The organism is Kosakonia sp. H02, assembly GCA_030704225.1.
Lineage (GTDB): Bacteria > Pseudomonadota > Gammaproteobacteria > Enterobacterales > Enterobacteriaceae > Kosakonia.
The window spans coordinates 2,111,542-2,131,208 of sequence record CP131915.1 but is presented as its reverse complement, the minus strand read 5'-3'; the positions used below and the strand labels follow the sequence as shown (position 1 = coordinate 2,131,208).

Below are 19,667 nucleotides of genomic sequence, written 5' to 3'. Positions count from 1 at the left end.
ATCAACCTTTCGCGTGGTGATGGCAGCAGCCAGAAAGATTGTCGATAATCGGGCAATCGGCGCTGTCATCGCCAGGGCAGGAATCCGCCAGCGCCAACAGTTGCACGCGCATCTGCTGCAATTCACTGATATGGCGTTCAATCTCAGCCACTTTCTGTAAGGTGCGTGCTTTCACATCCGCACTGTGGCGAGCGGGATCGTTAAATAGCGTAACCAGCTCACCACACTCTTCCAGGTTAAACCCCACCTGGCGTGCCTGGCGCAGCAGCGTCAACTCATTTAAATGCTGCTGGCTGTAGCTGCGATAGCCGTTTTCACTGCGCAGCGGCGGCGTAACCAGCCCTTTTTCTTCGTAAAAACGAATCGCTTTGCTGGTTAACCCGGTTCTTTTTGCCACATCGCTGATATTCATCATTTTCCAGCCTCAGATTGCGTTGCACAGAGTATAGAGCGTGAAGCCTGCACTCTTGCCAGGCAACCAATATAAATTATCGATATGTCACAAGACAAATATATGCCTGCCGCTAACGCATTTTTATTTACCTCTCTTGCCGCTTCGCTATAACATGTCGCCGAATTTTCAAAAAAATGACAATAATTTACACACAGGAGCTTTTTATGAGTGATATGGCATTTTGCCGTGGTTGCGGAAAGGAAATACATAAAGAAGCTGTCGCTTGCCCAAGCTGCGGCGCGCCGCAGAGCACGACCGGCAAGAAAAGCCGCATTTCAGCCGCGCTGTTTGCTTTTTTCCTGGGCGGCTTCGGCGCACATAAATTTTATTTAGGCAAGCCAGGCCAGGGGATCCTTTATCTTCTGTTTTTCTGGACCTGTATTCCGGCAATCATTGCGTTTATCGAATTTATTATTTATCTGTGCAATTCAGATCAAGAATTTGCCCGTAAATATGGCTGAGCCTTTCTTACAGTAAGAAGCCAGACCCCGCCTAAAGCGGGGTTTTCTATTTAGAGTGTTTAACGCTAATTGAGATACAACCTCTCGCTCAACAGATTCTTAATCTCAAACCTTGACCTTCCCCTCGCTGGAAGGTTTAAGCTTCATCACAGTTATACTTCAAGCGTCACCAACAAGGAGATCACCTATGTCTCACACGATAGAGCTAAACCTTGATGGCCTCTCCTGTGGCCATTGCGTTAAACGCGTTAAAGAGAGTCTGGAAAAACGCCCGGACGTTGATGCTGCCGATGTCACCATTGAGCACGCTCAGGTCACGGGCAGCGCCAGCGCCGAGGCGTTAATTGCCACCATTCAGGAAGCCGGATACGGTGCGAGCGTAAGCCACCCAAAGGCTAAACCGCTGGCAGAGTCATCACTCCCGTCGGAAGCACTGACAGCGGCCACTTCTGAGCTTCCGGCAGCGGACGACCTTGACGACAGCCAACAGCTATTAATCAACGGGATGAGCTGCGCCAGTTGTGTCTCCCGGGTACAAAAAGCCTTACAGGCAGTGCCCGGCGTCACGCAGGCACGGGTAAATCTGGCGGAGCGCACTGCGCTGGTGATGGGCAGTGCGCCCGCCGCAGAATTAGTCAGTGCCGTCGAGCAGGCAGGCTACGGCGCTGAAGCCATCGAAGATGATACAAAACGGCGCGAACGCCAGCAGGAAACCGCGCTTGCAACGATGAAACGTTTTCGCTGGCAGGCCATTGTTGCCCTCTTGGTCGGCGTGCCGATCATGGTCTGGGGAATGATCGGCGACAATATGATGGTCACCGAAGCCAATCGTTCCCTGTGGCTGGTTATCGGCCTGATTACCCTGGCGGTGATGGTGGTAGCGGGGGGACACTTCTATACCAGCGCGTGGAAAAGCCTGCGTAATAAAACCGCCACGATGGACACGCTGGTCGCGCTTGGCACCGGTGCGGCCTGGCTCTACTCGATGAGCGTCAACCTCTGGCCGCAGTGGTTCCCGATGGAAGCGCGCCACCTCTATTACGAAGCCAGCGCCATGATTATCGGCCTGATTAATCTTGGCCATATGCTGGAAGCCCGCGCCCGCCAGCGCTCATCAAAAGCACTGGAACGATTACTCGATTTAACCCCGCCGACGGCGCGGATTGTCACCGCCGATGGTGAAAAAAACGTACCGCTGGCCGAGGTGCAGCCGGGTATGACGCTGCGCCTGACAACCGGCGATCGCGTTCCGGTAGATGGAGAGATCAGCCAGGGCGAAGGCTGGTTTGATGAAGCGATGCTGACCGGCGAGCCGGTGCCGCAGGAAAAAAGTGCCGGAGACGCCATCCACGCCGGAACGGTGGTGCAGGACGGCAGCGTGCTGTTTACCGCCAGCGCCGTGGGTAGCCACACCACCTTATCGCGCATTATCCGCATGGTGCGCCAGGCGCAGAGCAGTAAACCGGAAATTGGTCAGCTAGCCGACCGTATCTCGGCGGTGTTTGTCCCCGTCGTGGTCGCCATTGCGCTATTCAGCGGCGCAATCTGGTTCTTCTTCGGCCCGGCCCCGCAAATCGTCTATACGCTGGTGATTGCCACCACCGTTCTGATTATCGCCTGCCCGTGCGCGCTGGGGCTGGCAACGCCGATGTCGATTATCTCTGGCGTCGGTCGCGCCGCAGAATTTGGTGTGCTGGTACGCGATGCGGACGCACTGCAACGCGCCAGCACGCTCGATACGATTGTGTTTGATAAAACCGGCACTTTGACGCGCGGTAAACCGGAAGTGGTCAATATCACCACGCTCGACGGCGATGAAGCCGACGCATTGCGCCTGGCCGCGGCACTGGAGCAAGGCTCCAGCCACCCATTAGCGCGGGCCATTCTGGAAAAAGCCGGAAATGACGCGCTGCCTGAGGTGAACCAGTTCCGCACCCTGCGCGGGCTGGGGGTCAGCGGCGAGATTGACGGGCACAGCGTGCTGCTGGGCAATCAGGCACTGCTGGCAGAGCAACAGGTTGATACGCGTGAACTGGATGATGAAATTACCAGGCAGGCAAACCTTGGCGCAACACCGGTATTGCTGGCGCTTGATGGCAAAGCGCTGGCGCTGTTCGCCATTCGCGATCCGCTGCGTGAAGACAGCGTTGAAGCGCTGCAACGCCTGCATCGCGCGGGCTATCGCCTGGTCATGCTGACCGGGGATAACCCGACCACCGCCAATGCGATCGCCAAAGAAGCCGGTATTGATGAGGTGATCGCCGGTGTCCTGCCGGATGGTAAAGCCGACGCGATTAAAAAGCTGCAACAGCAAGGCCGCCAGGTGGCGATGGTGGGTGACGGAATTAACGACGCGCCCGCACTGGCGCAAGCCGATGTCGGCATCGCGATGGGCGGCGGCAGTGATGTCGCGATTGAAACCGCCGCCATCACCCTGATGCGCCACAGTTTGATGGGTGTTGCTGATGCGCTGGCGATTGCCAAAGCGACGCTGCGCAATATGAAGCAGAACCTGCTGGGGGCGTTTGTGTATAACTCGCTGGGGATCCCAATCGCCGCGGGCATTCTCTGGCCGCTTACCGGCACGCTGCTCAATCCGGTGGTGGCCGGTGCAGCCATGGCGCTCTCGTCCATTACCGTGGTCAGCAACGCCAACCGGTTACTGCGTTTTACCCCCCGCGACTAACCCTTCACCCCGCCGCACCGCCGGCGGGGTTTGCACCTTCCGGGCAGGCGCGTTAGCATGGTTTTTTTCTTTCCTGGAAGCGCGTATGAGCCTGTTTCAACAATTGAAAACCTTTTTTCTCGCGCTTCGTGAGCGCCACTATCGGTGGCCTGCGCTGGATCTCATTTTACCCGGCGATCGCCAGCTTCATCTGGTGGGCAGCATTCATATGGGCACGCACGGCATGTCGCCGCTCCCGGACGCGCTACTGCAAAAAGTGCGCGCCGCCGATGCGCTGATTGTCGAAGCAGATATCGCCGGATCTGACTCGCCGTTCGATAATCTTCCCCCGGCAGAGCCGCTTGAGCAGCGCCTGAGTCCCGATCTGCTTCGCGAACTGGATCGCACGCTGGAGACCCTTTCCCTGACCCGCGAGGCCTTTTCGCAGCGTCCCGCCTGGCATATCGCGCTGGTGTTACAGGCGACACAAGCCCAACGCCTTGGGCTACGGCCCGAGTATGGCATCGACTATCAATTGTTACAGGCTGCGCAGCGTTTCAATGTGCCGGTGATGGAGCTGGAAGGCACCACCAGCCAGCTCGATATTTTGCGCCAGTTGCCGGATGAGGGTAACGAGCTACTACAGGATACGCTGACCCACTGGCACGAAAATGCGCGCCTGCTGCAAGTGATGCTGAGCTGGTGGCTGGAGACCCCGCCGCACGGCGATAACCTGGCGCTGCCGTCAACCTTCAGCCAGCCGCTGCACGAGGTGTTGATGCATCAGCGCAACCAGGCGTGGTGTGAGTACTTATTCGCTCTGCCGCCTGGGCGTTATGTGGTGGCCGCGGGTGCGCTCCATCTGTATGGCGACGGTAATTTACCCGCCCTGCTGCGGGGAAAAATGGCTCCGTAGCAAGATGGTACTATTTTCGCCGCTGTGCGAAGGCGTATGCTAGCCGCGTGATAACGTTTTATACGAAGGATGATTATGACGCCCGCCGTGAAGTTACTCGAAAAAAACAACATCCCTTTTCAGGTGCACACTTACGATCACGACCCGAACGAAACCAATTTTGGTGACGAAGTGGTGCGCAAACTGGGGCTTAATGCCGATCAGGTTTATAAAACGCTGCTCGTGGCCATCAACGGGGATATGAAACACCTGGCCGTGGCGGTAACGCCGGTCGCCGGGCAGTTGGATCTGAAGAAAGTGGCTAAAGCGCTTGGGGCGAAAAAAGTGGATATGGCCGACCCCATGGTCGCGCAGCGCACCACCGGTTATCTGGTTGGCGGTATCAGCCCGCTGGGGCAGAAAAAACGCCTGCCGACGCTGATTGACGCCCCGGCAGAAACTTTCGCGTCGATCTACGTTTCCGGCGGAAAGCGCGGGCTGGATATCGAACTGGCGGCAAGCGATCTGGCAAAAATGCTGGACGCGAAATTTGCCGATATCGCCCGCCGCGATTAAGCCTTTACTGCCAGCTCACTTCCCCTTTCGGTTCGTAAGCATTTACATCCAGCGGTGAATTTTTCTGGATGAACTCTTTCAGCACTTCCGCATCGATAAAGCCGGTATTCACATAGCCGGCTTTATCATCCAGACGCGGATAGCCATCGCCGCCGGTAGCATTAAAGCTTAAGGTTGCCAGACGGTAGGTTTTGGCTGCATCCACCGGTTCGCCGTTGATTTTCAGATCGCTCAGCTTGCCCGCTTTGGCAACGAAGCTGAGGTTAGCGAACTGCGGGTAGGCGCCGGAGTCTGGCTTCATCTGCGCGACGGCGGTCAGGTAATCCGTCAACGCTTTGCCGGTGAGATCCGCGTACGCCACCGTGTTGCCAAACGGCTGCACTTTCAGCACATCTTTATAGGTAATGTCACCCGCCTCGATAGAGTCGCGAATACCGCCGCCGCTCATCACGGCGAGATCGGCACCGGTACGCGCCATTTGCGCCGCGAGGATCACCCGCGCGAGATTGGTTTGCACAAAGCGAACTTTGCTGCGATCGCCTTCAAGATGGCCGTTAGTGTTACCGATTTTCACGCCTAACTGCGCTTTGCCACGGTTCTGGAACGGCGTAAGCAGGGAGAGCATCTGGGCATTTTCGGTGATTTCTGGCGTATAGAGTACGCGCTCGCTTTTGCCGTTATCGTAGGTCACCTTTTTCTTCAGGTTGACCGGGATTAACTGATAACGCACCAGCTTCATCTCGCCGTTACGGAACTGGAAATCCGCGCGGCCCACATATTTGCCCCACTCATGCGCCTGAACAATCCAGATGCCATTTTGCTGATCCGGGGCGCACGGTGTGCCGGGAACGTAATCGACCTGTTTTTTATTTTCGGAGGCCATACAAACGGGATCCTGTGAGTGACCACCCACAATCATGGTCAGCGCCCCTTTCGGCAGGCTACGCGCCATTTCAACATCGCCCGGCGCGTTTGAACCATGTTCACCGTTGTCGTAATGGCCCATATGCGTAGTCGCCAGAATCACATCCGGTTTTTCATTCTGATTGAGCTCCTCAATCACCAGCTTCGCTTCAACGGCAGGTTTTCGAAATTCGATATCAGTAAAAAATTCCGGGTTACCAATTTTGGCCGTGTCGTCAGTTGTCAGGCCAATCACCGCGATTTTCAGCCCCTGGCGATTGAATATCATCCACGGTTTAAACAGCCGCTCATTGGTGCTTTTTTGATAGATGTTGGCGGATAAGAACGGGAATTTGGCCCACTTTTGCTGTTGGCGCAGCACGCTCAGCGGATTGTCGAATTCATGGTTGCCGACCGCCATCGCGTCATAACCAATCAGGTTCATACCGCGAAAATCGGGTTCTGCATCCTGCAAATCCGATTCCGGCACGCCGGTATTAATATCGCCGCCGGAGAGCAGCAATACGCTTCCGCCTTCAGCCGCGACCTCTTTACGAATACCGTCGACCAGCGTCTTTTGCGCTGCCAGCCCATATTCGCCGTAGTCACTGCGCCAGAAATGACCGTGGTGATCGTTCGTATGCAGGATGGTGATGTTATAGGTTTTATCCTGCTCATACGCCTGCGCCTGGAGGCTAACCAGCCCCATTGCCGCCAGCAGCCCCAGCGTAATGCCTTTCTTCAACAAACTCATGCTTCTCTCCCTGACCCAGTAATAAAAAGTGAAAATACAGCGCTCAACAATAATAGACAAATAGCTTCTGGTACCGGTGAGATCCGTTAAACATTCCGCTTCGCTATTTTAAACCGGAGCCGGTACGCCGTTAGGTTGGTTGAGCAGGTAAAAGATATGCTTTCTTGTGGTTAACGTGGATGAGGACGATATTCATGCAGATAGTTGTCATTAATCGCGGTTTCCTGACGAGCAAACACCTTTAATGCTCACGCGACTCTCCTGTTTAACTGCGCCTGATACATGATTTATGTTACGGATGACCCGCTTGACGATTTTTTTCATCCAGATTGCTGTTTTCTTCATAATTCAACAATTATTCATAAACGTAATAGTGAAAATTGTCATAAACTGTAACTCAGCTATCGGTCATTGACCGTGGGATCCACGTAGCAACGAAAGGAGACGGAATGCATCACGCCACACCGCTTATCACCACCATTGTCGGCGGGCTTGTGCTCGCTTTTATCCTCGGCATGATTGCCAACAAACTGCGCATTTCTCCTCTGGTGGGCTATTTATTAGCAGGTGTGTTATCCGGGCCGTTTACGCCAGGTTTTGTGGCGGATACCAAGCTCGCGCCGGAACTCGCCGAATTAGGCGTTATTTTGCTGATGTTCGGCGTTGGGCTGCATTTCTCTCTCAAGGATTTGATGGCGGTAAAGGCCATCGCCATTCCCGGCGCGATAGCGCAAATCGCCGTTGCGACGCTGCTGGGTATGGCGCTCTCCGCAATACTTGGCTGGTCGCTGATGACCGGTATCGTCTTTGGGCTTTGTCTTTCCACCGCCAGTACGGTGGTGCTGCTGCGCGCCCTTGAAGAGCGGCAACTTATTGATAGCCAGCGCGGGCAAATCGCCATTGGCTGGTTGATTGTTGAAGATCTGGTGATGGTGTTAACGCTGGTGCTGCTGCCTGCGGTCGCCAGTATGTTAGAAAAAGGCAATGTCGGGCTGGCGACGCTGGCGCTGGATATGGGGATAACTATCGGCAAAGTGGTGGCGTTTATCGCCATTATGATGCTGGTCGGTCGCCGCCTGGTCCCGTGGATTATGGCCCGCAGCGCCGCAACCGGTTCGCGCGAGTTATTTACCCTTTCGGTGCTGGCGCTGGCGCTGGGTATCGCCTTTGGCGCAGTGGAACTGTTTGATGTCTCCTTCGCCCTTGGCGCGTTCTTCGCCGGGATGGTGCTGAACGAATCCGAGCTGAGCCACCGTGCGGCGCACGACACGCTGCCGCTGCGCGATGCGTTTGCGGTGCTGTTTTTTGTCTCCGTCGGGATGCTGTTCGATCCGTTAATCCTGATTGAGCAGCCGCTGGCGGTGCTGGCTACGCTGGCGATTATTATCTTCGGCAAATCGGCGGCGGCGTTTTTGCTGGTGCGGATGTTCGGCCATTCGCCGCGCACAGCGCTGACCATTGCTGCCAGTCTTGCGCAAATTGGTGAGTTCGCCTTTATTCTGGCGGGGCTGGGGATGTCGCTGGAGTTGCTGCCGCAAGCCGGGCAAAACCTGGTGCTGGCCGGGGCAATTTTGTCGATTATGCTCAACCCGATCCTGTTTACTCTGCTGGAAAAATACCTCGATAAAACTGAGACGCTGGAAGAGCAGACCCTGGAAGAGGCGATTGAAGAAGAGAAGCAGATCCCAGTGGATATCTGCAACCACGCGTTGCTGGTCGGCTTTGGCCGCGTTGGCAGCCTGCTGGGTGAAAAACTGCTGGCGCAGGGAATTCCGCTGGTGGTCATTGAAACGTCGCGTACCCGCGTCGACGAACTGCGCGAGCGCGGTATTCGCGCGGTGCTGGGCAATGCCGCCAATGAAGAGATCATGAATCTGGCGCATCTGGACTGTGCCCGCTGGTTGCTGCTGACCATTCCGAACGGCTACGAGGCCGGTGAAATTGTCGCTAGCGCCCGCGAGAAATGCCCACATATTGAGATTATCGCCCGTGCACATTACGACGATGAGGTGGATTACATTACCGAGCGCGGCGCAAACCAGGTGGTGATGGGCGAACGCGAGATCGCCAACACCATGCTGACGCTGCTGGAGAAACCGCCAGTGGAAGAGGCGGTAACGGGTTAAATAGCTTTGTTTTAATCGCCGGGCCTACAACTTCCGTAGGTCCGGTAAACGAAGCGCCACCGGGCAACATATCCGGCAAAGATGGGTAGGGTCGGAAAGTCCAGCACTAACTCGCATCTCCTCTCAGACGGCGAGCCGCCTGCTGCACACCGTCAAAAATCGCCTCGCTAATATGTACTGGAAATCCCGCAGGCAACCGCTGACGCGCTTCTGCGATCACTGCGGGAGTCTTGTCGTGAAACGCAGTTAACAACGCCGCCATACGCTCTTCGCTGAACCCGCACTTTTTTGCCGTTGCCAGGAAGTTGCGCGGATAAATCATATTCCAGTTATATTTTTTGCCATTTTTACCAGAAGAATGTAGCGCCATCGCCATCTTGATATCTTGCCTTGCCAGCCCGTGGCCGCCAGTTAATGGGTAACAAGACAAAATGTCATAGAAAGGCGTAAGACGATATCCGCCGCCGGGCAGTATGAAAATGGAGTAATTTTTTGCATGCCCATCGCTGGCAGCAAGTAACCAGAACAGAATATGCGAGCGCATAAAATTTTCCCGGTCTTGTTCCGCACGGTCAGAACCCAACAAAAAACGCATAATTTCAAAAATGCCTGGCCCGCCGTCACTCTCATATTTTTTCGTTGGCGGGTAGCCCAGAGCCTGGCACATATCTTCCTGCGGAAGCCGGGCAATCCAACGGTTACCACTTACGAAACGACGGTCAAAGCGTGTTACCGCAAGAGCGCGAGTCTGTGGAGTTGTGATGATTTCACACTCCGGCACAGCCATTCCATAAAGGTCAGCCAGCAGCATGCTCAGCCACTCATTCTCAACGCTTTCGCGAAGATCAAGCTTATAGCTATGGCTTTGGATCTCCCCCACAGGCAATTTAAAAATATGTGTGGTAGGTGTAACGCCTGTTGGGATCTGCCAACAATCCTGATAACGCAATAACGCGGTCTTTTCCTGCGCCCCGGCAATTGAAATACGAAAATCTCGACTTTCTTGTTGCAGATAACGGGAAGTACTCAAGTAACCCGCGAGAATTTCACCCAATTGGTTATCGTCCAGAACTTCGCCCGAGATCCGCTCAATATTCTGTATTGCCTCTTCCGGCGGTTGAAGAATCAACGCACCGACACAATCGCGACCGATTTCATATAACAGATCAAACGGCTGGAGCGAGTTAGCCTGATAACGGCGAGCAATCCTCTCGCGGATTTCACGGTTATCGGGTAATAGATTATCGAAAAAATTGAACACTACTTCGCCTGCGTATTCCGCTTTGCGTAATGGCATTGAAAGTGATATGGGACGCGCGCCTGCCGTTTGCAGCCAGTCAGAGTGATACTGGAAAGTGTTTGCGCCGCTATTTTGTTGCATTAATGACCCAACCAGGTAGCCATTCATATACACAGACAAGCCTTTCATTTACCACTCCTCTTTCCAGGCCTGCGTCGTCGAATTTTCGCTTCTCTTTTCCAGATGAAGCTCCATATTCATTGCCGACAGGATTTTGAATAAGGTTTCGACCTGAGTTTTCGCCGGACTATTTTCAAATTTGGAGATAGTTTCCTGCCGCAGCCCAACTTTTTCTGCCAGTTGGTCCTGCGGTAATTTTTCTTTTTTTCTGGCATCTTTCAGAAAAATTGCTAGTTGTTCCGGGGAAGTGATCTTCATTTTTCCTCCACCACTTTTATGTCCATTCACGCGTAAAACTCAATTTATGCGCGATAGCGCATAAAATCAAATTTATGTGCATTAGCGCATAATACTGCGTTTATGGAGAATTGCGCATAAAAAAAGCTGGTAAGCACTGCTATACCAGCTCGTTTGCTAATCATCCCCGTGAACTTAACGCTCCCAGTACGCCTCTTCGAGGCTGTCTTCCCGCTCCGGCAGACCGCGGGTTAAGCGCGGCGAATGCTGGTTCAGCACCTGGTAACTGACGCGGTTGGCGTATTTACACACCTGCGCCAGCGACGAGTAGGTGAGCCAGTTGAATTTATGCTTGCTGGAGTTCGGCACGTTGGTGCGGTGATAGTTATTAGCGGTAATGTCATGCAGCAACGCGGCCAGCGCACCATCGCCCGCGCCGTTGGTGTTCATGATCTTTTCCGGCCCGCCCATATATGGCGCTATGTGCGAATAAATGCGCAGCGGATGTTCACAATCTTTATGGCGCAGCGCGCGGCTGAACTCGTACTGGTTGAACTCGGCAATGGCACCGGGCAGCAGCGGATGCTGGGTTTTACGCTTCGCTTCATCCTCGGTAAAGCCCGCCATATACAATCCAATCGGGCCTGCGGTGCACAGCACCAAATCGACCCAGTCCAGCGCCTTATCCGCCGCCAGCAACGGGTCGCTCTCGCCGGTCAGCGCATGGCCTTCCTCTTCGTTCATCGCCAGAATCGACACATGCTCTTTCAGGAAATTGCGCCACCACGGCACGTTATCGGCAATGACATATTTGGTGCCCAGCGTCAGCACCACCGGCACGTTATGTTTTTTTGCATAAGTCACCGCCTGCATGGTGGCTTCCGGCATCGGTTCGCCAGGATTGCAACGCACCAGATAGGAGGAGAGTACCAGCGCAGACGCGCCCGCAATCACCGCTTCCGGGATGCTTTCCGGGCGCAACTGGTTCATATGGCCGGGACTGATGGCAAAGGTACGTTCACCGCTGTCGCTGATTAGCGTAAAGCAGCGGCCAATTGCGCCCTCCACGCCTTGCAGGTAGTTCAAATCGGTACGGCTGGAGGTGTTACAGAGATAGCGGTAAGCGTAACCGCCGATCTGCACGTTGTCGCACATCACGCCCAGCAATACGGAGCGATCGTCTGCCAGCACGGAATAATTGTGCAACGTGTTACCAATCGTGCCGCCGGCAAACTGATGGGTAATCAGGTTTTCGCGAACTAACTCCTGGTACAGCGCTTCGGCAACATCATCGGCAATGACCAGCGAGTGCCCGGCGCTCAGGCCAAAACGTGCGATAAACGCATCGTCCACTTTCGCTTCGATATCCACCAGCGTCTGGTCGATACCGACTACCCAGCAGGTGCCGTTTTCGCTTTCTGGCTGGATTTGCTGCAATAACGGATCACGGGCGTTAACGGGGAAATAGTGTTTGGATTTACGTTTACCGGGAAATTTCATGATTGTGCTACGTGCAGTACATTCGGGCTGTGAATGTTAACACACTCTCAGCCCGGGCGGCGATCAGCGATATTTCGCCGTCAGGTTGACCATCATCTCGATATGTTCCGGGGCATCGTTCAGCGCGGGGATGTACTCATATTTTTCCCCACCGGCTTCGAGGAAGAACTCGCGGTTCTGTACGGCAATCTCTTCCAGCGTTTCCAGGCAGTCCGCCGCAAAGCCTGGCGACATCACCTGAATATGTTTCACCCCTTTTTCCCCGAGCATTTTCAGCGTTTCGTCAGTGTACGGCGTCAACCACGGCTCGCGCCCAAAGCGTGACTGGAAAGTCATCATCACCTTTTCTGGCGGCAGATCGAGGGCCGAGACCAGCTCGCGGGTGGTGTCGCGACAGCGCTGGGGGTAATCATCCCCTTCTGCGGCATAGCGCTGCGGAATGCCGTGATAAGACAGCAGCAGCAGATCCGGCTCGCCATGTTGGGCAAAAGAAGCCCGCACGCTGTTCGCCAGCGCCGCGATGTAATCCGTATCGTCTGCGTAGTCGCGAATCATGGAGATGCCCGGAATATGGCGCTTTTTCGCCAGAATGCGCGCCAGCTCATCCCATACCGCCGCAACCGTCGAGCAGGAGTATTGCGGGTAGAGCGCCAGCACGACGATATGCTCGACATCTTGCGCCAGTAGCGCATCAACCGCGCTTTCCAGTGACGGCGAACCGTAGCTCATGCCGAGCGCAACGGGGACATCCGGCAAGCGGGCCGCCAGCGCCTTCTCCTGCCTGCGGCTGTAAACCATTAACGGTGAACCCTCTTCCATCCATACCGACTGGTAGAGTTTCGCCACACGAGGAGAACGAATGGGCAGGATCACACCGCGCAGCAAAGGCCACCAGAGCACGCGCGGGGTATCAACCACACGTTTATCGCTGAGGAATTGGCGTAAATAACGTTTTACTGCCTGGGGGGTGGGTGCATCGGGGGTGCCAAGATTGGCCAACAAAATGCCCGTTTTTGCCTGACTCATTCGCGCCTCTTAACCATTTAACTGGTTGATGATTGTAGCCGATATGCGTCTGAACGAAACCAATTGCTGTGATTGCCGGGCTCTCCCCGACAGGACGCCGGGGAGGAGCACACTTAGCCGAGGATTTTTTCCAGCTCGGCACGCACATCGCTAACGGCTTTGGTGCCGTCCACTTTGGCGTATTGAGTGTTGCCCGCTTCAGCTTCTTTCTGATAGTAGCCGATCAGCGGCGCAGTCAGCTGATGGTACTCCACCAGACGTTTACGCACGGTCTCTTCCTGGTCGTCTTTACGTGTGGTCAGCGCTTCGCCGGTCACGTCGTCTTTACCTTCCACTTTCGGCGGATTGAATTTGATGTGGTAAACGCGACCCGAAGCGGCGTGTACGCGGCGACCCACGATGCGATCGACAATCAGCTCATCCGGCACGTCGAACTCAAGAACGTAATCAACGTTGATGCCCGCTTCTTTCATCGCATCCGCCTGCGGGATGGTGCGCGGGAAGCCGTCGAGCAGAAAACCGTTACGGCAATCTTCCTGCGCGATACGCTCTTTCACCAGCGCGATAACCAGTTCGTCAGTAACCAGTTTGCCCGCATCCATGATGTCTTTAGCCTGTTTGCCCAGCTCGCTGCCCGATTTAACAGCAGCGCGCAGCATGTCACCGGTAGAGATTTGCGGAATACCGTATTTCTCCATGATGAACTGCGCCTGAGTTCCTTTACCTGCGCCCGGAGCGCCCAGCAGAATAATACGCATTGCGAAAATCCCCTCAAATGTTGGTTCAATTTTTCAAAAAGCGCTAAAAGATAACATCAAGACGGAGATGGCTCAAGAAAGGCGCAGACGCTGAAACGGTTAATGATACGTTTTCTTAGTTGCGATAAGGCGGGATAAAAAAGGGAGGCAACTTTGCCTCCCTGTGTCTGCTTAAGAAACCAGCAGCTGATTCATACGGCGGATAAACTGGTTCGGATCTTCCAGCGTACCGCGCTCGGCAAACAGCGCCTGATCCAGCAGCAGCTCAACCCATTGGTTAAACTGCGCGTCGTCCTGCGTATCCGACGCGCGTTTCACCAGCGCGTGATCCGGGTTCAGTTCGAAGATGTATTTCACTTCCGGCGCGCTCTGGCCGGCAGCGGCAAACAGCTTCGCCATTTGCGTACTCATTTCGTCGGCATCGGTGACGACAACGGCCGGCGTGTCCGTCAGACGGTGGGTCAGACGCACCTCTTTCACGCGATCGCCAAGCAGGGTTTTCACGCGCTCAACGAACGGCTCCAGCGCTTTTTCCGCTTCTTTTGTCGATTCATCAACATCGTCGGCCAGTTTATCCAGCGACTCATCGGCTTTCGCCACGGACTGGAACGGCTTGCCGTCGAACTCCGTCAGGTAGCTCATCATCCATTCATCGATGCGATCGGAAAGCAGCAACACTTCGATGCCTTTCTTACGCAGCAGTTCCAGATGCGGGCTGCTCTTCGCGGCGGCATAGCTGTCGGCGGTGATGAAGTAGATCTTCTCCTGCCCTTCTTTCATACGCGAGACATACTCTTCCAGCGACACGGTCTGCGCGGAGGAGTCGGTGTGCGTTGAAGCAAAGCGCAGCAGTTTGGCGATGGTTTCCAGGTTGGCGCTGTCTTCCCCGGTGCCCTCTTTCAGCACCAGACCGAACTGTTGCCAGAAGGTCTGGTATTTTTCCGCGTCGTCTTTCGCCAGTTTTTCCAGCATTTGCAGCACGCGTTTGGTCAGCGCGGTGCGCAGGCTACGTGTGACATTGCTGTCTTGCAGAATTTCACGGGAAACGTTCAGCGGCAGATCGTTGGAATCCACCAGCCCGCGCACGAAACGCAGGTAGTTCGGCATGAACTGTTCGGCTTCGTCCATGATAAACACGCGCTGCACGTAAAGTTTCAGGCCGTGCTTGTGATCGCGGTTCCACATATCCCACGGAGCCTGCGACGGAATATAGAGCAGGCTGGTGTACTCCTGCTTCCCTTCAACGCGGTTATGGCTCCAGATAAGCGGATCGGTAAAGTCGTGGGAAATGTGTTTGTAGAACTCGTTGTACTCTTCGTCTTTAATTTCAGACTTGTTGCGCGTCCACAGCGCCTGCGCTTTGTTGATCTTTTCCCAGGAAACGACGGTTTCGCCGTCCTTCTCTTCCTGTTTTTCGATCTCTACCGGCAGCGCAATATGGTCGGAATATTTGCTGATGATGGAGCGCACTCGCCAGTCGTTGAGGAAATCATCTTCCCCTTCACGCAGATGCAGGGTGATTTCGGTCCCGCGATCGGCTTTGGTGATGTCCGCAACGGTATATTCGCCCGCGCCTTCTGATTCCCAGAACACGCCGTTTTCCGCGCTTTCGCCCGCTGCACGGGTACGCACGGTCACTTTATCGGCAACAATAAACGCCGAGTAGAAGCCGACGCCGAACTGACCAATCAGTTGGCTATCTTTCGCCTGATCGGAGCCCATGGATTCGAGGAAAGCCTTGGTGCCGGATTTGGCAATCGTCCCCAGGTGATCAATCACTTCATCGCGCGTCATACCGATGCCGTTATCGGCGATGGTCAGCGTACGGTTCTCTTTATCAAAGGAGACACGCACATGCAGATCGCCGTCGCCTTCATACAATTCAGGTTTGGAGAGCGCGCGGAAACGGAGTTTGTCCGCCGCATCCGAGGCGTTGGAGATAAGCTCACGCAGGAAGATTTCTTTGTTGGAATAAAGAGAATGGATCATCAAATGCAGAAGCTGTTTCACTTCTGACTGAAAACCACGTGTTTCTTGTCCTTTCATTGGGAAAACCTCAACAATGCCATTTACAAGGTAGAAAAAGCGTTGAGGGAGAAGTGGGGATATTGAAGAGGATTTTCAAGCGGAGGCAAAAATTTCTGCCTCCGTTTGGTTAAAAACGAATCTTATGACGCCCGGCTAACGAATGCGACAGCGTCGTCCCGTCGACCATTTCCAGCTCGCCGCCCACCGGTACACCGTGAGCAATACGGCTGGCTTCTACGCCATACTGCGCGCAAAGCTCGGCAATGTAGTTGGCGGTCGCTTCCCCTTCCACCGTCGGGTTGGTGGCGAGGATCACTTCCTGGATTTTTTCAGACTCGAGGCGCTGCTCCAGCCTGTCGAGGCCGATATCATCCGGCCCGATACCGTCCAGCGGCGACAGATGCCCCATCAGCACAAAGTAGCGACCGGAGAACTGCCCGGTTTGCTCGATGGCATAGATATCTGCCGGGCTTTCCACCACGCAGATTTGACCGTTTTCCTGGCGACGAGGATTGCTGCAAATATTGCACACCTCTTGCTCGGTAAAGGTACGGCAATCGGCACAGTGGCCGATTTCCGACATCGCCCGGGTCAGCGCCTGCGCGAGGCGCATACCGCCGCTGCGATCCCGCTGCAACAGCGTAAACGCCATGCGCTGCGCCGACTTCGGGCCAACGCCCGGCAGGCAGCGCAAAGCTTCCATAAGCTGTGTTAACAGCGGACTGGTCTGCATCAGAACGGCATCTTAAAGCCTGGCGGCAGAGACATACCGGAAGAGACAGACGCCATTTTCTCTTTCTGCGTTTCTTCGATGCGGCGAGCAGCATCGTTAAATGCAGCGGCAACCAAGTCTTCCAGCATCTCTTTGTCATCTTCGAGCAGGCTTGGATCGATCTCCACGCGACGGCAGTTATGCGCGCCGTTGATGGTCACTTTCACCAGACCCGCGCCGGATTCGCCGGTGACTTCCAGTTGCGCAATCTCTTCCTGCACTTTCTGCATTTTTTCTTGCATCTGCTGGGCCTGTTTCATCAGGTTACCCAGACCGCCTTTTCCAAACATAGGCTTCTCTCTTTAGCTGTGGTGACTGACCAGAGTGATAAGTCACATTCAGGGTTGAAAACGGGTTGCATCAGCAGCCCGTCAAAGGGGGCGGATACTCTCTTCGTCCAGATCCGCATCAAAAAAGCGTTGCAGCGTCTGGATGTTGCTATCCGCGATAATCGCCTCGCGCGCCTGCGCAAGTTTCTCTTCATAAATGGCCTGACGCCACTCCAGCGGCGTGCGCACTGCCGGATTATCATCTTCAACAATCGTCAGTTCAACCGCAGTACCGTGCAATTCGCTAAGCGCCTCGCTCAGCACTTTCAGCGCGCCTGGCGAATTAAGATGGCGCTGTGACGTGCGCAAATGCAGGCACAGCCGTTCGCCATCCTGCTCTTTCCACGCATTGAGTGCCACCTGCTCCACCAGTTTCGGTAGCTTCAGCAGGCTCACTTCTTTGGCCCACGCGTCGCGTTCAATCGCCTCTTCCGCCAGTTTTTTCGCCAGTTCCGGCGTTTTTTCATGCTCCAGCGCCTTTTTCAGCGCCTTGGGCGTCGCGATGACTTCTTTAATCTCTTCAACAACCGTAGTCGCTTTCCAGCGATAGGCTTCTTTTTTCACGGCTGCCTGTTCGAGCGCCGCCGGAGCCGGGCGTGACTGCACGCGCTCGGTCACCGATGCCAGCCTTTCCAGCGCGGCATTATTCACCGGCCGCGCGCGGGTTGCGGCTGCCGGTTCACTCTTTTTTGCTTTGTCTGCGCCCTGAGCACGTTGCAGTTGCCTGCGCGCCTCCAGCACCTGGCTGGTTGAGGGCGGCAGCGGAACATCCTGTTGCGGTGCGGGCTGCGCCTGCGGGGCAGGTGCCACCTGTTGCGACGACATTACCGCCGTTGGCGCAACGGGCGCGAAAGATTGTTGTGGCACTTCCGGTGCGGGCAACGGCGCGCGCGGATGGAACGCCAGCGCGCGCAGCAGCGTCATTTCAACGCCCATGCGCCTGTCCGGCGCAAACGGCAGCTCTTTGCGGCCAATCAACAGTGTCTGGTAATAGAGTTGCACATCCGCTGGCGGCACGGTGCGGGCCAGCTCGCGCAGACGATGCTCAATCGGGGCCATATCGCTGCCGAGCGCCGCAGGCGTCAGTTGAACCATCGCGATGCGGTGCAGCAGGGTTTGCATCTCCAGCAGCAGCGCATCCCACTCGACACCACGCGAGGCGGCATCGGTGACCAGCGCCATCGCGCGTTCGCCATTGGCAGCGACCACCGCTTCAACCAGCGACAATGCCTGGTCGTCGTTGAGCGTGCCGAGCATCGAACTGACTACCGCTGCGGAAAGCTGGCCGTTGCCGCTGGCAATCGCCTGATCGGTCAGGCTCAGCGCATCGCGCAGACTGCCATCGGCGGCGCGGGCCAGCAGTTGCAGCGCGCGCGGTTCGGATTCGATTTTCTCGTCAGCGAGAATGTGTTCAAGCTGGGTGCGGATCTGGTCAACATCCAGCGCTTTAAGGTGGAACTGTAGGCAACGGGAAAGAATGGTTACCGGCAGTTTTTGCGGATCGGTGGTCGCCAGCAGGAATTTTACATGCGCGGGCGGCTCTTCGAGGGTTTTCAGCAGCGCGTTAAAGCTGTGGCGCGAGAGCATGTGCACTTCGTCAATCAGATAGACTTTGAAGCGGCCACGCGCCGGGGCGTACTGCACGTTGTCGAGCAGATCGCGGGTATCTTCAACTTTGGTGCGCGACGCGGCGTCGATTTCTATCAAATCGACAAAGCGGCCCTGCTCGATTTCACGGCAGTTATCACAAACGCCACACGGCGTTGCGGTAATGCCGGTTTCGCAGTTCAGCCCCTTCGCCAGCAAACGGGCAATAGAGGTTTTCCCGACGCCACGGGTGCCGGAGAACAGATACGCATGGTGAATGCGTCCTGATGTTAAGCCGTTCGCCAGTGCGGTCAGCACATGCTCCTGGCCGACGACGTCAGCAAAAGTTTGTGGTCGCCATTTTCGGGCTAAGACCTGATAACTCATTGGCAGGCTCTGAAACGCTGGAAGGTGGATTCACGAAGGGGTAATGCTAACACAGCCTTGACTGTGAATGCACTTCATCCCTCAGGCGAGAGGGATGAAGTGGCGTTGCGTGGGCAGCCGAATCAATGCCCCGGGAACGGCACCAGGCTGTAGCTGGTGACGCCCTGTTTTTGCAGGCGCTGCTCGCCGCCAAGATCGAATAAATTAATGATAAATGCGGCGTCGGTCACTTCACCACCCAGGCGGCGAATCAGTTTTACCGTCGCTTCGATGGTGCCGCCGGTTGCCAGCAGATCGTCCACCACCAGCACTTTATCGCCAGCCTGAATCGCATCAACGTGGATCTCTAACTGATCGGTGCCGTACTCCAGCTCATAGCTTTCGGCGATGGTTTCGCGTGGCAGTTTACGCGGTTTACGCACCGGCACAAAGCCAACGCCCAGACCCAGCGCAACCGGCGCGCCAAACAGGAAGCCACGGGCTTCGGTACCAACAACTTTGGTGATCCCGGCGTTTTTGTAACGCTCAACCAGCAGTTCGATGCTGAGAGCGTACGCTTTCGGATCTTCCAGCAAACTGGTGACATCACGGAACAGGATGCCCGGTTTCGGGTAATCCTGAATGCTTTTGATGCTGTTTTTGAGAAATTCAAGCTGCTGCGCAGTCGCTGTCATGGATTTTTGCCTGATAGAAACGGTATTACTCACGGTATGTGCGGGAAAGGCTGATATAACCTCTGGTTAACATTTAACCAGACGCACCCGTGCTCGAAAACGCTCGAATTTACTG

17 protein-coding genes and 1 other annotated feature are annotated in these 19,667 nt (G+C 55.3%); of the genes, 5 read left to right on the top strand and 12 right to left on the bottom strand.

The features are described 5' to 3' along the window. Position 1: 1 nt before the first annotated feature. Positions 2-412 carry a Cu(I)-responsive transcriptional regulator gene (gene cueR, locus Q5705_10085; GenBank protein ID WLI79004.1) on the bottom strand — a complete coding sequence of 137 codons (411 nt, stop codon included), beginning with the start codon at positions 410-412 and terminating at the stop codon, positions 2-4. Positions 413-618: 206 nt separating this feature from the next. On the opposite strand from cueR, the gene Q5705_10080 reads away from it, so the two are divergent. The 4 genes from Q5705_10080 to ybaK all read left to right on the top strand — a co-directional run bounded on the left by Q5705_10080 (position 619) and on the right by ybaK (position 5,051). Continuing rightward, complete coding sequence (locus tag Q5705_10080; protein ID WLI78859.1) at positions 619-915, top strand: NINE protein; 297 nt, start codon at positions 619-621, stop codon at positions 913-915. Positions 916-1,102: 187 nt separating this feature from the next. Then, positions 1,103-3,601, top strand: coding sequence for a copper-exporting P-type ATPase CopA (gene copA / locus Q5705_10075; GenBank protein WLI78858.1), 2,499 nt, complete (start codon positions 1,103-1,105; stop codon positions 3,599-3,601). Positions 3,602-3,686: 85 nt separating this feature from the next. Continuing rightward, complete coding sequence (locus Q5705_10070) at positions 3,687-4,496, top strand: TraB/GumN family protein (GenBank protein ID WLI78857.1); 810 nt, start codon at positions 3,687-3,689, stop codon at positions 4,494-4,496. A gap of 75 nt (positions 4,497-4,571) precedes the next feature. Then, positions 4,572-5,051, top strand: a complete 480-nt coding sequence (ybaK, locus tag Q5705_10065; protein WLI78856.1) for a Cys-tRNA(Pro)/Cys-tRNA(Cys) deacylase YbaK — start codon at positions 4,572-4,574, stop codon at positions 5,049-5,051. Positions 5,052-5,055: 4 nt separating this feature from the next. Here the strand turns inward: ybaK and ushA are convergent, their stop codons facing one another. Next, entirely contained in the window at positions 5,056-6,708 is a 1,653-nt protein-coding gene (ushA, locus tag Q5705_10060; GenBank protein WLI78855.1) for a bifunctional UDP-sugar hydrolase/5'-nucleotidase UshA, read from the bottom strand. A gap of 449 nt (positions 6,709-7,157) precedes the next feature. Here ushA and ybaL point away from each other — a divergent pair, with 449 nt between their 5' ends. Then, complete coding sequence (gene ybaL / locus Q5705_10055; GenBank protein ID WLI78854.1) at positions 7,158-8,834, top strand: YbaL family putative K(+) efflux transporter; 1,677 nt, start codon at positions 7,158-7,160, stop codon at positions 8,832-8,834. Between the two features lie 106 nt (positions 8,835-8,940). Here ybaL and Q5705_10050 read toward each other — a convergent pair whose 3' ends face one another. The 10 genes from Q5705_10050 to apt form a co-directional block, all read right to left on the bottom strand. Then, positions 8,941-10,263, bottom strand: coding sequence for a type II toxin-antitoxin system HipA family toxin (locus Q5705_10050; protein WLI78853.1), 1,323 nt, complete (start codon positions 10,261-10,263; stop codon positions 8,941-8,943). Further along, positions 10,264-10,512, bottom strand: coding sequence for a helix-turn-helix domain-containing protein (locus Q5705_10045; protein ID WLI78852.1), 249 nt, complete (start codon positions 10,510-10,512; stop codon positions 10,264-10,266). A gap of 174 nt (positions 10,513-10,686) precedes the next feature. Next, complete coding sequence (locus tag Q5705_10040) at positions 10,687-11,991, bottom strand: inosine/guanosine kinase (protein WLI78851.1); 1,305 nt, start codon at positions 11,989-11,991, stop codon at positions 10,687-10,689. A 63-nt stretch (positions 11,992-12,054) separates the two neighbouring features. Continuing rightward, complete coding sequence (gene hemH / locus Q5705_10035; GenBank protein WLI78850.1) at positions 12,055-13,017, bottom strand: ferrochelatase; 963 nt, start codon at positions 13,015-13,017, stop codon at positions 12,055-12,057. 113 nt (positions 13,018-13,130) lie between these two features. Further along, on the bottom strand, positions 13,131-13,775 hold the full coding sequence (gene adk, locus Q5705_10030; protein WLI78849.1) for an adenylate kinase: 645 nt from the start codon (positions 13,773-13,775) through the stop codon (positions 13,131-13,133). A 171-nt stretch (positions 13,776-13,946) separates the two neighbouring features. Beyond that, the gene (htpG, locus tag Q5705_10025) at positions 13,947-15,821 is read right to left on the bottom strand and encodes a molecular chaperone HtpG (protein ID WLI78848.1); all 1,875 of its coding nucleotides are present in this window, start codon (positions 15,819-15,821) and stop codon (positions 13,947-13,949) included. A 109-nt stretch (positions 15,822-15,930) separates the two neighbouring features. Beyond that, complete coding sequence (recR, locus tag Q5705_10020) at positions 15,931-16,536, bottom strand: recombination mediator RecR (GenBank protein WLI78847.1); 606 nt, start codon at positions 16,534-16,536, stop codon at positions 15,931-15,933. After that, positions 16,536-16,865, bottom strand: a complete 330-nt coding sequence (locus tag Q5705_10015; GenBank protein ID WLI78846.1) for a YbaB/EbfC family nucleoid-associated protein — start codon at positions 16,863-16,865, stop codon at positions 16,536-16,538. Before Q5705_10015 ends, recR begins: the two co-directional genes overlap by 1 nt. 81 nt (positions 16,866-16,946) lie before the next feature. Continuing rightward, the gene (gene dnaX / locus Q5705_10010) at positions 16,947-18,878 is read right to left on the bottom strand and encodes a DNA polymerase III subunit gamma/tau (GenBank protein WLI78845.1); all 1,932 of its coding nucleotides are present in this window, start codon (positions 18,876-18,878) and stop codon (positions 16,947-16,949) included. Then, positions 17,550-17,614: a sequence feature (DnaX frameshifting element), on the bottom strand. Its footprint overlaps the gene before it by 65 nt. A 122-nt stretch (positions 18,879-19,000) precedes the next feature. Further along, positions 19,001-19,552: an adenine phosphoribosyltransferase gene (apt, locus tag Q5705_10005; protein ID WLI78844.1), complete on the bottom strand. Its 552-nt coding sequence runs from the start codon at positions 19,550-19,552 to the stop codon at positions 19,001-19,003. Between the last annotated feature and the right edge of the window lie 115 nt (positions 19,553-19,667).